General features: G+C 57.9%; 11 protein-coding genes. 6 read left to right on the top strand and 5 right to left on the bottom strand.

Translation table 11 applies throughout. From position 1 onward, the window contains the following. The first annotated feature begins 240 nt into the window (after window positions 1-240). Window positions 241-777, top strand: a complete 537-nt coding sequence (locus K8U03_25800; GenBank protein ID MCE9608315.1) for a hypothetical protein — start codon at window positions 241-243, stop codon at window positions 775-777. A 15-nt stretch (window positions 778-792) separates the two neighbouring features. On the opposite strand, the gene K8U03_25805 is transcribed toward K8U03_25800, so the two are convergent. The 5 genes from K8U03_25805 to K8U03_25825 form a co-directional block, all read right to left on the bottom strand. Further along, window positions 793-1,098 carry a hypothetical protein gene (locus K8U03_25805; GenBank protein MCE9608316.1) on the bottom strand — a complete coding sequence of 102 codons (306 nt, stop codon included), beginning with the start codon at window positions 1,096-1,098 and terminating at the stop codon, window positions 793-795. Between the two features lie 873 nt (window positions 1,099-1,971). Continuing rightward, window positions 1,972-3,048: an alpha/beta hydrolase gene (locus K8U03_25810; protein MCE9608317.1), complete on the bottom strand. Its 1,077-nt coding sequence runs from the start codon at window positions 3,046-3,048 to the stop codon at window positions 1,972-1,974. 159 nt (window positions 3,049-3,207) lie between these two features. Continuing rightward, on the bottom strand, window positions 3,208-3,828 hold the full coding sequence (locus K8U03_25815; GenBank protein MCE9608318.1) for a hypothetical protein: 621 nt from the start codon (window positions 3,826-3,828) through the stop codon (window positions 3,208-3,210). Window positions 3,829-4,228: 400 nt separating this feature from the next. After that, complete coding sequence (locus K8U03_25820; protein MCE9608319.1) at window positions 4,229-6,553, bottom strand: tetratricopeptide repeat protein; 2,325 nt, start codon at window positions 6,551-6,553, stop codon at window positions 4,229-4,231. A gap of 863 nt (window positions 6,554-7,416) precedes the next feature. After that, window positions 7,417-9,594 carry a hypothetical protein gene (locus K8U03_25825; protein MCE9608320.1) on the bottom strand — a complete coding sequence of 726 codons (2,178 nt, stop codon included), beginning with the start codon at window positions 9,592-9,594 and terminating at the stop codon, window positions 7,417-7,419. Between the two features lie 380 nt (window positions 9,595-9,974). On the opposite strand from K8U03_25825, the gene K8U03_25830 reads away from it, so the two are divergent. The 5 genes from K8U03_25830 (at window position 9,975) to K8U03_25850 (ending at window position 15,612) form a co-directional block, all read left to right on the top strand. Beyond that, window positions 9,975-10,538, top strand: a complete 564-nt coding sequence (locus K8U03_25830) for a sigma-70 family RNA polymerase sigma factor (protein MCE9608321.1) — start codon at window positions 9,975-9,977, stop codon at window positions 10,536-10,538. Window positions 10,539-10,691: 153 nt separating this feature from the next. After that, the gene (locus tag K8U03_25835) at window positions 10,692-13,250 is read left to right on the top strand and encodes a protein kinase (GenBank protein MCE9608322.1); all 2,559 of its coding nucleotides are present in this window, start codon (window positions 10,692-10,694) and stop codon (window positions 13,248-13,250) included. Between the two features lie 545 nt (window positions 13,251-13,795). Next, window positions 13,796-13,954, top strand: a complete 159-nt coding sequence (locus K8U03_25840; protein MCE9608323.1) for a hypothetical protein — start codon at window positions 13,796-13,798, stop codon at window positions 13,952-13,954. 293 nt (window positions 13,955-14,247) lie between these two features. Next, on the top strand, window positions 14,248-14,625 hold the full coding sequence (locus tag K8U03_25845; GenBank protein ID MCE9608324.1) for a hypothetical protein: 378 nt from the start codon (window positions 14,248-14,250) through the stop codon (window positions 14,623-14,625). A 33-nt stretch (window positions 14,626-14,658) separates the two neighbouring features. Next, a complete protein-coding gene (locus K8U03_25850) occupies window positions 14,659-15,612 on the top strand; it encodes a formylglycine-generating enzyme family protein (GenBank protein ID MCE9608325.1) in 954 nt (317 codons plus the stop codon). Window positions 15,613-15,972 lie beyond the last annotated feature (360 nt).

Below are 15,972 nucleotides of genomic sequence, written 5' to 3' on the forward strand. Positions count from 1 at the left end.
TCTCCAATTCCGCTTCCCGTAACTTCTGAATGATCTGCTCGACCTGCAAACGCTTCGTGCCCATGATCCCCTCCCTTTTTCAAGTGATGGTCGTCAGTCTACGACTGACGACCGGACTCGTTTAAGGGGGGCAGGTCAATCCCGGCAGTGGATTTGACGAAAGGGCAGACGGTTGTTTTTAAGACCCCTCACTTACCGGATATGGTCCGTGATCGACATTTTCGGATCGTCGACGCGTTAATGGCTACTACCGCAGCGCCCACCTACTTCCCCCATGCCGTGTTTGGCATCGGCAGTGCGTATGTCGACGGCGGTGTTTGGGCCAATAACCCGACGATGGTAGCGGTTGCCGAGGCATTGCGTATTAGTAACGAGTGTCACCGCCCTGGAGTTGACAACGCCATCGAGCTGAGCGCGATCAAGGTCTTATCCATCGGGACTGGCCGAGCACAGTATTTTGCTGAGCCTCCGACAGGGGGCGCTGGAATTGCTTGGTGGTTGGCTCCATTGCTCGAACTCGTTTCGGTATCGCAGGCGCAGGGAGTGCATTTCCAAGCTAAGCACATCCTAAATAGTCGCTATCACCGAATCGACTTCGACATCCCCAACGATTCGTGGAAGCTCGACCGCGTATCAGTTGTCGACCAATTGATTCATCTTGGCACTGCAAAATCGGCGGAACAAGTCGCGCAACTCCAGGTTCCATTTTTTGAGACTTCGATCATTCGCTATCAGCCGTTCGACGATCCCGTTCGTGGACCCGCCGTTGCGAGCTGACGAGGGGGGCTATGTCTATCCCACGTGCTGAACCGCGCGAACGCGCGGATGACGATCTTCGGCGAGCCACGTCGATCTGAATCCTTGGGCTCTGCTCAGCAGCGTCGCGATCTCGGCCATCGGCATCCTTCTCGCGGGCTGATCGCGGATCAACGTTCCGCGAAGTACGGTTCGAAGCGGCTCGGGGACCTGAACGGTGAAGGTTTCGGCATTCAAAGTTCGAACTTGCCGGATCGCCTCTCCAATGGTTTTGCAGTCGATCGTGGGGCGGCCCGTCATCCATTCGGGAACTTCCGGAGGCAAGGTCTCGATCGCGGTCATTGCGATTACTTGCGTGTCTCGCGGGAACGTCAACTTGCTTGCCGCTACGAGAGCGGCTTTACTGCAGAAGGAAGCAACTGCGCAAGATGTTGAAGCAACGGGAGACGCCTTTATTTCTTCACCCCAGCTACCCGTTGCGGGCGACATAGTCGGCGAGCTGTTTGCGTGCGGAGGTTGTCGGCTCCTCCGGCTTTGCTGGTTCCGCGGTTGTGGCCTCGGTGGCCGGTTCGCTCGTGCCTGCTTGCGTCGCAGAGGGAGACTTCATGTCCCAGGCGTAAGCGGTGAACTCCTTCCCGTGTTCGCCGCGGAGGTTCGCTCCGGTGCCCGCCCCGCACTTCTGAGCCTCTTAGTGACACTCCCGACTGTCAGCGGAGGCGGCGGGAATCGAACCCGCAGCCTCATTCGGCTTCTTATACTTGGCCGAATCGAACGAAAGTTCTTAATGCTGCCGCTCTTGCGCCAGAACGTTTTTAGTCGGAAAGGCTTCCGCATTGCGCGAGGTATATGGTCATGTACCCGCCAGCCCGCGAGAACGCTTGCCGTTCATTTGCGTTAAGCAGCGGGTACGTAGGTTCGAGTTCGGAATGGGAAGGTGACAAGACGGACGACAACTTTATAGAGTCCCCAGTGTACGCAGTAGCGATTGCAGTAGCATCGCGCGAGTTGACCCGACATGAATCACCGGCGTCGAGCGTCGGTGCGACGAACTATTCGGCGCGTCCGAGGCCGAATGAGAAGTTGCAAAGCGTAGTAGGTGGCGGCGTTGAAGAGGACGATGAACATGGCGGTGGATCCTTTCATACAAGTACGTCGGAAATCAAACTCGTGCAGAGAAAGTACGCGGCGATTTAAATAATCTGACGCCGATAATTGTTAGGGACGTTCGTTTTCGGCGAGCGCGCCGGTCGGTGCGAGACTCAGCCGTTGCACCGTCCGTTGACTATCGAGGTATTGCAGGCAATGAATCCGTCTCTGACGATCGGCAAGTAGACAAGCGTCGAAGCCTTCGCCGTTCGAACTAGCCGGCGTAACCGAGATGACGCGCTTTCCGTCGGCGTTAAGTTCGTCGCGCGCTGTTATGGAGCGGCGTAGCCACGGCCGATCCGTCGCCGCGTCGTCCAAGTCGTCGAGTGCAAGGTAGCGTCGAAACAAGTCGAATTCGCCGAGTTGAAGCATTCCTGCCACAACGTCGACGACACGTGAGTGATCGACCCCCTGAACCAAGAAGCATTCGTCCGCCGTAAGTGCCGTGCGATTGAGGCCTAGCGGGTCAGTCGCCGCTCGAAAGCTCAAAGAGCGTCGCGCATGAGCGGCGAAGTCGATCAAGCCAGGCGTGCGCGGATCGAACTCGGAACTGCCGCCGTACGGGAACCCGGCGGGGACGTCGATGGCGGGATCGAGCGCGAGGAGCGTTTCCACCCGACCGTATCGAGCAGCCAGCCGATCGGCGACATACGCACCAAAACTGTGGCCGACGATATTAAGTCGCGAGCCGTCGATGCGTCGATCGACTAAGCTTTGGTAGACCCAAGCGGCCACGGTGTCGATATGGTTTTCGGCCTGGGCCCAAGCTCCAAAACGACTTTTTGCGGCGTCACTCCAATCCAAGAGAAGGACTTGCGTTTCGGGCGTTGCGGCGGCCAATGTGTCTGCGAGCGGACGCATCCGCTCGGGACCGGAGTTGTTGCCGTGAATGACGAGCCAAATTCGTCCATCGGCAAGAAGCGGTCGGGCATCAAGAGAGTGAATGTTGATCTCTTGCCCCGAGGCGAGTCGCCCGTCGGCAATGGCATGTACCTCGTCCATCGCACGCGCTGCCGAGACAAACAACGCGCCTGCTCCGGCATGAACGCAGGTCAAGATGCAGAATAGAGCGGTCATCGCACGGAGACGGCACGCGGCAAACGTTGCACAGAAAAACGTCGTCAGGCTGAATTGCGAGGCTCTCATCGTTCGTTCCTCTTTCGGTGTGATCTACTCGGTGTATCCGTATGAGAGTACGAGCCAAGCCTGCGAAACCTGACGTGTGCAAACGAAAAAAACGCGAGGTGGGAAGCCTCGCGTTCGACGTCCTTTTGGACGAAATGGGATACCGCTTATCAATTCGACTTACGGCTTCACGCCCTGCGGAACTTGCCCGCAACCGCAATCCGCTTCGAAGGACGTCGGTGCAATCTGCGGCAAGTACATCTTCAGCGCGAGTTCGCTGCAACGTTGGTCGAACTCGACTTGCCGCGGCGCCGGAACCGAACCCACGGCAAGATATCGCTGCGCAAGCGCTTGGAAGATGTTTCCTGCTTCGACTTCGGCCGCCGCCAAGGTCAGCAGGTAGTACGGCCGCGCTTGGGCGTCGTGCATCTGCGCCAGGTCGACGGCCCGGCGCGCGTGGAGCAGCGCTTTATCAGTGTCGCGCCGTTTAACATCGGGACAGGTGGCGTAGATCCACGCCACTTCATTATGGGCCTCCGCGTGGTTTGCGTCGGCGGCGAGAACTTTCTCGAACTGGACGACGGCTTCGCCATGCAGACCCGTGGCCGCCAGAGCCTTCCCGCGGTTGAGATGCTGTTGCCGGAGCCCGAGCGACGCCTTCGCGGGCTCGAGCACCTGACCGGCGGTAATACCGGTGAAATCAAGGGCCCGCGCTGAACCGGCCGACGACAAGCTCGATGCCACAAGAACGAGCAAGGTAAGGCGAAACGACCCATTCAGTAGTAAAGCGAAAGCGTTCATGACAGGCTCCTTCAGATTACGGAAAAAAGGGAATGGTTGCGGACAACGAACATTACGGATCGAAGGAGCAGTTCCTGACGCAACTTTTCCTTGAGGCGCAAACTAACGAGCGTGCGACTCGGTGTCGCACGCTCGTTAGTTTGTACAGACCAAGCGAAGCGCGAGCAGCGTCATTCCCAGCTACGCGGCCCACCAGAACGATGCACAAAACGAACGGCTGCGAGCCGACATGGTAAAACTTTTCGAATGAACTTGCAGAGGCGGGGAGCTATCGACGTTCGCAGAGAGTACGAGCCGCTGCGGCCGCTTCTGACGCCGATTTCCGCTCGCTGCGCGCAAAAAAGGGTGCGAGGCAATTGCCTCGCACCCTGCAAATTCTCTTCGAAGTCCGCCGTAGTCGTCACTCACGGAACGGTTTCTTCGCTGCGTAGAGCTTCAGCCGAGTTTGATATTCAGCCTTATCGGAGGGGGGCGCTGCGTCCACAATGAGTTTTTGTATCTCCAGCGCTTTGTCGAAATCGCCGACTTCGGCGAGAGCTGCCGCAAAGGTGTCTAGATAGGATAAATTCTTCCAGTCCGTATTTTTTTTGCAGGCCGTGCGAGCCATATCGAGCGCTAATCCACCGTGTCGGTACTTTTCGTCGAGGCAGGTAGCGTAGATCCAAGCCACGAGGTTGTAGGCACCTCCGTCATCTCCGTTAAGCGTGAAGGACCTTATGAGGTCTTCCAATGCTCGCTGATACTGCTTTTGACGATACCATGCGTGGCCTCGCGCATGGTAAATCCAACCCGACGGTTGGGCATCAATCCCGGCGTCTTCGCAGAGGGAGATCGCCTTGGTGTAGTCTTCGATCGCGATCGCATATTCTTTCCGACCGAACCGTAATTCGCCGCGACGCGCGTAAGCATAATAATTGCTTGGATCAATTCGAATCGCCTCGTCGTGATCGGCGGTGCTCTTCTTCTCATCGCCCAGTGATTGCCAGGCTCGGCCGCGATAGAGATAGGCGTTAGCCAACTCGTCTGGGACGCCGAGTCGAATTGCCTCGTCGAAGTCCGTGATCGCGGCGGCGAAATCCTTTTTCTCAAATGAAATCCGGGCTCGAAGGTAGATTGCCATGGGTAGAGCCTTCTCCAGTCCGAGACGGACTGCTTCTGCGACGTCCGTCGAGGCCTGTGCGTAGTCTCCCTTGTCTAGGTACTTCATGCTGCGTGCCAAGAAGTGAAACGCACATTGAGGATTGCGGTGGATGGCCGCGTCGCATTGATCAAGTTGCACCGTTTTTGCCGCCGCCGCCGCCTTCGCGTTTTGCGCTTGCGCGAGGTAGCTCGAGATCACTAAATCCCAAGCAATCGGAGCTTCGCGATCGTTGTTATTTGCCCGGTATGAATAGCGAACCACTCGTTCATAATCGCCGAGTTGGAAGAACGTCTTACCCATGCCGGCGTAGAGCAAAGCCAGCTGCTCGTCGTAGTCGCTGGGGGGGGCCTGGTTCAATAACTCCACGGCATGACGGAACTCCTCGAGCGCATTTTGATATTCGCCGCTTTCACGTAAGGCCATCGCGCGAAGGCGATAGCCTGCGGCGGATTTCCAAAGATGAACGGCCTTACTACTGTGAACGAGGGACTCCTCAAACCGATCTTGAGCGAAGGCGCGATCGGCGGCGTCCAGTTCCTTGGTATATTCATCAGGCGGAACGGGGCGGAGTGCGGCGGCACTTCGTTTATCGGCGTTGGCTTGGCTTATTTGACCTTTCCGCTGATACACCACGCTTCGAGCCAAGAAATTGTCTTCGTTTGTCGGGTCGAGGAGGATGGCTTGTGTGAAGTCGGCCAGAGCCTGGTCGACTTCGTTAAGAAGGTTGATATGCAGAGCGCCTCGGTCGTAATAGATGGCGCTCGAGTAGGGGGCGATCTTGAGAGCATGGGTGTAGTCCTCCCAGGCTTTCTTTTTATCGAGGCCGGCTAGGACACGGGCGCGAATGCAGTAGGACCGCGCTTCGTTGGGTCGGCATTGAACGATCTTTTCGCAGTCGGCAGCAGCTTTTTCATATCGCTGCAGACTCGCATAACAGTCGGCCCGAGCTTCCAAAGCCTTGATGCATTCCGAATCGATCTCAAGGGCTCGAGCGAAATCCGACAAGGCTCGCTCTGTCATTTTATTCCGTACGTATTCCTTACCGCGGGCGACGTATTCCGCAGCACTCGTTGGCGCGTTGCACGTCCATACTGTGTCCGCCAAACGAAAGGACTTAAAAAAAGCCGCGGTATCTGTCGCCGCGAGAGCCGTCTCGGTGCCGGATAATTTCAGACTTATCAAGGCCTTCGAAGTTCGAAAGAGTTGAACGAGGTCTATTTTGCCTTTGTTTGAAATCCGATAGGAACGACCCTCAATCCACCCTAGGGCGATAACACTTCCTTTCGTTTTAAATCCTGCGTCATAGCGCTCGAAATATGCCGCCGCTTCAATGGAGGAAGTCTCTGAAAATAACCCGATGTGATAGGAGACGCCCTTTTGCTCCGCTACGTATTCCGTTGACCATCTCTCGATGAATCTGTCGTGGTTCTCCGGAAAACAAATCGAAAACGCGCCGTCTGACGGCCGAAGCACGTAATCGTCAGCCCGAGTGAACGTGCCGCACGATAGCGCGGCTAGTAATACGACGCTCCGGATCAAGCGTCGCGACGGTTCGCACAAGCGATTGCAAATAACGGCATACATGGTGGAAATCCTTTGAGTTCGAGAGACGGGTGAAACGATCGCGGTTGCCTTCCCTACCGGTACCGCGTCGCAATGGAAGCACGGATTCACGTCGCACGGTCTTACGCGAGAAATAAAACGCGGCCCGTGGTCGACGTAAGCGGCGGCCGCTTCAGCAGGGAGTACGAGGCTGGCCTGCAGTTCCTTACGCCTAATGTTCTGGAAAGCCGGAGCTCGGTATCGCACTCGGAAAACACCGTGATATGTGCGGTCGTTCGGGCCCTTGGGCACGATTTAAGCAATTCATTTCGCCGGGGCACGAGAGGGGCAATGCACAGTACTTCGCCGACGTTGCTGCAGCGAGTTCGCGATCCACATGACCAAGCGGCCTGGAAGGTCCCTGAGCATTAGGTTCGTTCGGCAGCCACAGCTGCGTCTGCTTCGCCGTCTGCCGTTCGACCATTCGGCGAGCCATCGCAAAACCGTGATTGCCTTTGCTGGGCTTTCATCGCGGGTTCCTGCGATCAAACCAAATACGCCGGTACATCGAATACCGGCGGTCACGGGATAGTACGGATCGGGGCGCCGATTCCTTACGCGGCGAATAATCAATTTCACGCGATCGGTTAGCAGTCGGTTCGGCGGAGGTGCGACCGCGGAATCCGAGCCCTATGCCGATGTGGAGGGCGTCGGAGACTGAGACCAAGTCGGTGGGCCGGGCTCGGAGTTCGGTGATAGATACTTGCCGGGAAACGAAATCGCTTCTCCAACCGCTCGCGGATTTCCACGAGCGGTTGGAGAAGCCGGTCAAGGCATTTCAGCCTAGGGTGATCTTCCGGACGGCCGTTGCTATGTTCCAGGTCGTACCGGCATCGTCCTGCTGATTACTCTCGTGCGAACTCCGCCGTGACGTCGGCGAGGGATAGCAGTAAGCTCGCTTTCTCTCCGTCGTCGGGATTCGACTTGATAAGCCGCAGCGCCGCGTTGTAGGACCCGATGCGTGCGTAGGTGCGCACGACCGCGTCGAGCGCATATCCAGTGGCTTGGTCGGGCCTCGCCGGGAGGCCCTGTGAGAATTCGAGCGCCTCGGCGGGCCGTTTCGATGCGAGGAGGTAATCGAAGTATGCCCAGCGGCATTTCTCCCAACAGACCTTGGCCTCGTCGGAATCACGGGCCTTTTCCTTCTCGTCGCGACGTTCGCCGTATTGCTTGGCAACTTCCAAAGACCGAGTCGCACCGGCCAAGTTCCCCCGACCGGCATACGCCACTGCAACCGCTATTACGGTTTGGGCCTGCAACAACTTACCCGATTGCAGCAGCTTCGCCTTCCGGGCGTCGTCGGATTGATCCCAAACGGGGAGCGACTCAACGAGAGAACGCCATTGTTGCGCGATCCGGTCGGTCGCTTCCATCGCCAGATCGACCCGATCCAAGTCGGCAAGGGCAACAACCGCCTCCTTGTCGCCGTATGAGGCACCTGTGGCGAAGGACCGTACCGCCTCTTCGCGGTCGCCGGATCGAAGTTGCGCACGGCCGATGGAATGGTAGAGCCTTGTTGCGTAAGGCTTGTTGGTCTTCGCCAAGTCGAGCGCGAGATCGATTTTCCCGGCTTCGGCAAGCGCGACGCCGAGATAATAGGGCGAATACATCTTCTTCGACGTCTTGGCCGAATAGATCGCCCGATCGAAGTCGCCGCGAAATGCCAATGCGTTAATTAGGTTGTCGGCGGACCTAGCGCCCTCTTCGACGGTGCCGGCGGCTTGGAAGGAATCGGCCGATTGCTGAAAATGACCGTGAGCGACCTGCGCTTCCGCGATTTGCTCGATAGTCAGCGCTGCGTAGTGGGGCAACTTCGCGGCGATCGCGACCGCGTTGCGAATCGTTTGCTCCGCCGCGGCGCGATCGGCCCCGGCCAACGCTTCCTTCGCTATATCAACGAGTACGTCCGCGCTCGACGAATAGCTCCGGCTTTTGGAATCGGGCATAGTCAGGGCCAACTCGATGGCGCGCAAGGCCGTGGAATGTTTCCCGAGATTCATGCGGTTTCTCCTTCCGTACCGGCCAATATCCGAGATCGTCGATTGAAGATGTTCCTCATCTCCCGACCTCATGAGCCGGTCGATGCGCTCGATCGTTTTGCTCGCTTCGGCGGGTCGACCTGCTTTGATCTGCAAATCGTAGGTATCGAGTAGTTGGAAAATGCGTTTCCACGAATCGCCCGTGTCGTCATAGGCGAGTTGCGCCTGGGAAAGGGCGGTGTCGTACGTCGACAACGCGGCGGCTTGGTCACCGGCTGCCGCTTGGGCGGCGGCGATGCAATCCAAAGCGTCGGATTTGTGCGCCGCGCTGTGAATTGAGTCGGCATCGGCAAGCGCCTCCTGGATCATGCCGGCTTTCAACTCGATCTCGATCAGGGCGCTCAAGCGTTGCTCGTCGGTGGAATGTCTCCGCTTGATCTCGTCGCGTATTTCGCGAATGAATACTTGCGTGACCTTAGCCTTGGGAGTGATCGTTAAGTAGGCGCGGTCGTCGTTCAGGGCAAACAGGCTTAGACCCTTCTTGCTATCGAGCCCCCACCAAAGATAAGAAGGTCTCTCCTCGTCCCCGATCATGACTCCCGAACTGCCGATACTTTCGTTGATCCATTTGAGAAAACCAGCGGCACCGTTTTTCGACGCGACATCGCTTTCGATGAACTCAATGAATACTTCGACGAGCGTTTCGCCCTGGAACTTCACGTGCACGGCACCGGCATTGGGGTGCGGCAGGTTGCGGCGCGAAAGCAGGTACTCCGGTGCGTCGGGGCCGCGGGATTGGGCCGCGGGAGGCAATCTGGCGTCGGGAAATGACTTGAGAAAGTCGCTCCGCGTCATGGCGAAGTCAGACCAATAGCGCAGAAAAGGGTCTTGGGGCGTCCGCCGTTCGATTCGGGCTTTCGAATCGCCGGTGCCGGGACTTTCGGCGCGGAGCGTCGAAACTCCGACAAGGAGCAGCAGCGGCAGGACGCAGAACAGACGCCGGGCGGCGAACCGCGGCAGCAAGCTTCGTAACGCAAGAAACATGGGGGTCTCCCGATTCCTAAGAGGACGATCAAACTTTTCAACACGCCGGAAGAGAGTACGCGGCTCGAGAAAACTCCTTACGCCGACGACAAACTAACTTTCGGTCAGGAGAATGCGGCTGCCGCCTGGTGGGCGCGGTCGGCCTCACCGGGGACGGCCGCGTGCAGGCGGTCGACGGGCGTTTGCGTGATGCGTCTCGGCAAGGAGGAAGCGATCAGCGCGGTAACCGGTGGGCGATTCCTTACTCGTCGCGGGGCGAGTTCCGGCGAATTTTCGTATCGCGTTGCTTTGGGCCGGGAAAAGCCTGGAATTTGCGGTGTCCGCGGTCGGAGGGTACGATTGGGCCTTCCCTTGCCGACGGCGTTTGAGACGGTTCCCTTATGCACACCACGCAGCCGACGCTGTTGCAGAAATTGCGCGATCCGCGTGATCAGGTGGCGTGGAACAAGTTCGTCGAGCTCTACACCCCGTTGCTCGTCTACTGGGGACGGCAACGCGGATTGCAAACGGAAGACGCAGCCGACTTGGTGCAAGACGTTCTTTCGCACTTGGTCCACAAACTTCCCGAGTTCGAATACCAACCCCACAAGCGTTTTCGCAATTGGCTGGCGACGGTCACGCGCAACAAGTTCATCGATCGGACCCGCAAGCGGTGGGAACAGGGTCTGGGGGGCGATGAAAGTCGGGCCGAGCCGATCGAGCCCGAATTGGACGGGTTCGACGAGCAAGAGTACCGGCAGTACCTCGTCCGCCGAGCTTTAGAGATCGTCCGGCGTGACTATCAAGAAGCCACGTGGCAGGCCTGTTGGCGGTCGGTGACGACCGACGATTCGGCCGCCGAGATCGCCCAGCAACTCAACCTGACCGAAGGGGCCGTGTATGCCGCTAAGTGCCGAATTCTCAGGCGGTTGCGCGAGGAATTGGCAGGACTGATCGACGACTGAAAAATAAACCGAGATTCAGGCGTAAGGAACGGCCGGCGAGATTCGTATCGTCTCCCGGGAGAGAATCACTGCGCGATCGCTACATCAGCGTGAGCAGGCGGTTGCTCTCGGTCCGCGAGTCGTCGTTCCGAGCTTCACCGTGCGAACCATTTTATGAAACCGACCACCGCCTGCCCGCCTGCCGACCTGCTCCGCCTCGCCGCCGAGACTTCGTTGGCAGGCGCCGAGTTGGAAACGATCTTAGTGCATCTGGAACGTTGCGGTATCTGTACCGAAGCGTTTCGCACGCTCAGCGGCAAAGATGCCTGGAGCGAAACGCTACGCAACGTGCCGGCCTTGTCGCCGGCGTCGTTGGAAGAAGCAGAGGCGGTGGCGCGGCTCATCGATGTGTTGCGCCGCGTCGGGCCGGGCGAGGACCAATCTCTAAGGCGGGCGTTGAGTGCCGAGTCGACGACCGTAGCCAAGGCCTCTTCCGTCACGACGAGATCGAGCGATTACTCTTTTCTCTCACCGCCGACATCGACGGATGAACTCGGTCGCCTCGGATCGTACCGCGTGCTGCGGGAACTGGGCCGAGGCGGGATGGGCATCGTGTTTGAGGCCGAGGATCCGGCCCTGCATCGTCGCGTGGCACTGAAGGTGATGCAGCCGTCGCAGGCAGCCGACGCTGCGGCCAAGCAAAGATTCTTAGTCGAGGCCCGTGCCACGGCGGCGATCGAGCATGAGCACATCGTCATTATTCATCAAGTCGGTGAAGAGGCCGGTTTGCCGTATCTCACGATGCAATTACTGCGTGGCGAATCGTTGGCCGCGCGCCTAGAAAAAGGTGCGGCACTACCGGTAGGCGAAGCATTGCGGGTCGCCTTAGAAACGGCACAGGGCCTGGCGGCGGCTCATGCACGAGGCCTGATTCATCGCGACATCAAGCCCGCTAATATCTGGATCGATGCGAAAGGTGATCGCGTCAAAGTCGTCGACTTCGGCTTGGCTCGAGATCTGACGAGCGACGTCCAGCTGACTCAAAGCGGAGCTTTGGCCGGCACGCCCGCCTATATGTCGCCCGAGCAAGTCGAGGCGCGGCCGCTCGACGCACGAACCGATCTCTTCAGTCTCGGTTGCGTGCTCTATCGGATGCTGACGGGGCGAAACCCGTTCACCGGTCAAACATTGGTGAGTGTGCTGAACGCGGTTACGGGGACCACGCCGCCGGCAGTCGAATCGCTGAATCCGCGAGTGCCGCGCGCCGCCGTGCAGCTGGTCGAGCGTTTGCTGGCGAAGAATCGCAACGAGCGTCCAGCATCTGCCGACGAGGTCGTCGTTGAATTGCAGAAAATCCTGACGACGCAAATGGCCGAGGCATCCGATGTCGTGCCGCTGCCGGAAACCGCAACCGCCGGTCGATCGAGCAACAACAATCGTCGTCATGTTTGGATCGCCGCAGCCGCGGCCGCGTTCTTCTTTATCTGCTGCGGCGCTTGGGTCGTCATTCGCGACAAGGACGGTCGCGAGACGGCCCGCGTTCAGTTGCCCGAAGGCGGCAGTGCGACGATAGCCGGCGAGTCGGCGACGGCACCGAAGAGCGTCGTCCCGTCGAAGATCCCCGTCGTGGCAGCCTCCGGTTCGCTCAAATGGCCGCCGGAATCACGCAACAGCAAAGCGTATTTCGATGCCCAGCGAGCGTTTGCCGAGTGGGCGATTAGTGTCGGTGCTTATATCGCAATCGACCACTCCGGATACGACGCCAAGAGTTCAGAGCAATTGCCGAAGACCCCTTTCCGTGTTCAACACGTCTCGCTATCCGGCTCAGCTCTGATCAAGGTTACGGAATCCGACCTGGCACGGTTGGAGGATGTACCGGAGCTGCTTTTTCTGCGGCTCTCCGACATACCGCTGACTTCGGCAGGACAAGAACGGATTGTACGTCTCGACAACTTGCAAACACTGGAGTTGGCGAACTGCGGAGCGGTCGACGATGTGTTCGTCGATCGAGTCGGAAGTATGACCAACTTAAAGACGTTGGGATTCGAAGATTGCGGCCCAATCGACGAGGCGATGACCGAACGGATCGGACGACTTGAGAAATTAACAAAGCTCACTCTCGATAGCTGTGGCTTGATTGATGAAGCACTGAAGCCGCTGGCTGGGCTACGGGAAATGGAATACCTGTCCTTCCAGGACAACAAACAACTCACCGACGAAGCCTTCGAGCATTTGCAGGCAATGCGAAAGCTTAAGTGGCTCAATATTTCGGATAGTCAGAGGATCCGAGGTAGGAAGGTGAGTTTTCTACAGGGGTGCGCGGCGTTGGAGAGGTTGACCCTGGGTTACAACGTCGATGATGAAGGCTTGTCCGAAATCGCCAAGCTGAAGACCTTGAGTGTCGTCGAAGCGGCGGGACCGTACACCGACAAGGGGCTCGAAAGCCTAGGCGCGCTTTCGCATCTCAAAGGCTTCGCTATCAACTCTAGGAACGTCACCGACTCCGGTTTGAACAAACTGATTCGCAAGTGCCGTCTCACGGAAACGGTTCACATCGGCAATACGCCGGGTACCGACGCAATCATCGACGCGTTGGCCGAACAGAAGGCTTTAAAGCGCATTGATCTACCGTCGCGCATCTCCGCATCGGCTTACGAGCGATTGCGTACGGCCCTCCCGGGAACTGATCTCGCTTGGCTCGGAAAGCCCGTTCCAGCGACCAAGGCGCCGTGACGGCGTCCTCGAGACCTTTGCCGGTTGAAAGCCTATAGGCCTGTTCGCCGATCGGTTTCGAAAGCGGCCGCGCTACGCCTGCGGTCCCAACCTTCTGCCGGCGATCCACTCAATATCTTCGGATTGTTGAACTTGCCTGCGAAGCATACTCGCGACCGATGAGCGAGATTGTTAAAGATCGATACTCGGACTTGTATTTAGCCTCTCGTCGAGACAAGGCGGTCGACACGATCTCGGTGACGCGCGCCAGTGCCGGAACTTTTGAAACTGAGGACGCGTTTCCGTCTCGAATGGTCGAAGAACTTCGCCCGCAACTCTGTTTTGCGTATCGCTTGGCCGTCCCTGATAAAAATCGCGATGTCGCGTCGCTACGACTCGGTCGGCAGTTGATGCGCGCCAGCTTTTCATACGGCCTTCGTTTCGGCCTACGCCTCGTCGTTATCACGACGACCCAGAAGCTCTTTAACTACTATTTGAAAGCAGGCTGTGTTCCGATCCGCTCACATGGATTCGTTCATCCGCGATTGGGGACGCTTCATTTTCCCATGGCACTTCCCGCCGACCCGGCTCGCTTCGCCGAGAATCTCGAACGCCAACTGCCCGTCGTCGTGGCTCCACGTCAGCAAGCGCGGAGAAGAAGGCCCGGCGAGCAGCACCGGCTTCGCCCCCGCGTCGGGGTCAACGAGCAGAAACTGAAAGAGTAAGGAAGCGCCTTTTTGTCCAAAGAGAATAAGTTCTCCGCCGAGACGGCTTGTCGCGCCAGGCACGATCCCGCCCGGAAAGGTCGGCTTGGCGGCCCTCAGGCTGTCGATGCGGATCGCGACATGCCGTTATGTCAGCTATGACGTCCGACTCGCCGGTGGCATCCAGGCGAGAGTGAGTCCGCAAATATCCTGCAGTTAAATCGGCCAGGCGCGTAAGGAACGTCGCCCACCGCTCGTACTCCTTCTACGGCGTCTCAAGTACCTTTCAACTTTCGTGAATTAGGAGTTCCATCATGTTCCCAAGCCTCTTTGTCGGTCTGCTTCTTCTGCTCATTTCCTCGGAGTCGAAACAGGCCGAGCCGATCACACTTTCGGCTGGACGCGCATCGGCCGTTCATGCCGTCGTTGAGTACGCGCCCACTGGAACCGATTTCATGATCGCCGAAATCTATACGCACTTGGCCGGTCTCAAGCTGGCGGCCGGCGACGTGACAGGTGCGATCTCCGATTGCGACCTCGCCGTGAAGCTGGATCCGTCGAACATCGCCGCCTGGAATCTCTTGCGTCGGGCCTGTGAAACTCAAGCAACTCGATGCCCCGGCCCGGTCGTGCCCTCCGATTCTTTGGGGCGCTCAACAGCGGCGTTATTTTCTTTCCGCAATGATCAATAACCGTCCGTCACTTATAGGCAAGGAGATCAAGCTATGTATGCCCTCAATCGCTGTGCAGCGTTCATCACGATGTTTTCGGTTCTCGTTATTTTCGGCGTCCAAACGGGTCGTTGCGACGAACCGAAGCCCGGCTCACGGGAGGCGATGACTCGAAATTCAATCGGCATGAAGCTGACGTATATTCCCGCCGGCGAGTTTACGATGGGAACGCCAGATCATCTGCCATCTCGCAATAAAGGAGAAGACGAGCATCGAGTCACCATCGTAAAGCCGTTCGATCTAGGCATTTTTGAAGTTACTCGCGGCGAGTTCCGTCAATTTGTGCTTGAAACGAAGTACCTGACCGATTTGGAGAAGCCTCAGTCGGATTCAGACAGAATCATTTTCAGAACAGGGTATCGAGCGGACGAAAAGAGAACGATTCACGACCAGATTTACGATTGGCGATATACCGGCTTCGACCAGAGCGATGACCATCCGGTCGTCAACGTCACGGCGGCCGACGCACGGGCATTTTGCGATTGGCTCTCCAAACGCGACGGGAACAACTATCGGCTGCCTACGGAGTCGGAATGGGAGTACGCTTGCCGTGCAGGATCCACGACCATTTATTCGTCCGGCGATGATCCGACGGACTTGGTCAAATACGGTAACGTTCAGGATGCGTCGTGGGTGAACGCAAAGATCGACTGGTTTGGCACTGGCAGTAAATACCTGACCAATAGCTTCAAAGGCGACGACGGGTTTGTTTTTACCTCGCCAGTAGGCCGCTTCCGACCTAACGTATTCGGTCTATTTGACGTGCACGGTAACGTCTATGAAATGTGCCGCGTCGAAGCGAGCGACGATTCGCTCGAAGGGGTACAGATACGAGGCGGGGCGTGGTCCTGGTCGCCGGAAGCTTATTGCCGGTTGGGAAATCGTTATAAATGGGGCGAAGGAAGACCTTTTTTCAACGTCGGATTCCGCGTTGTTCGCGAGCGGTAGTCGACGTTAGCGAGTGAAACGACGTCAAGCTCGAGTTCGCTCATTCTTACGGCGAGGCACGTCACACACGACGTACCTCGCCGTTTGCATTTCCTCGCGGCTCGGGTGAGCCACGATCAAATGCCTCGAATTCTTATTTCGCATCGATTCGAGAATCGAACGGTCCGACGAGGAGCCGTCCGTAGCCATAGGAACGGACTGCCGTCGGGCCGCGTCGGACGATCGGGTAATTCGTGTTCTACTCCGTCGCACGACGGCCTGATCGCGACGATGAAGCTCTCCGATGATCTGCATGACGGCCGGACGAACGTCGTCGTTACTCGCGGCGCGTCGGTTTGTGGACTTAAAGAAATCTGGAAG

The organism is Planctomycetia bacterium (assembly GCA_021413845.1).
Classification (GTDB): Bacteria; Planctomycetota; Planctomycetia; order Pirellulales; family PNKZ01; genus PNKZ01.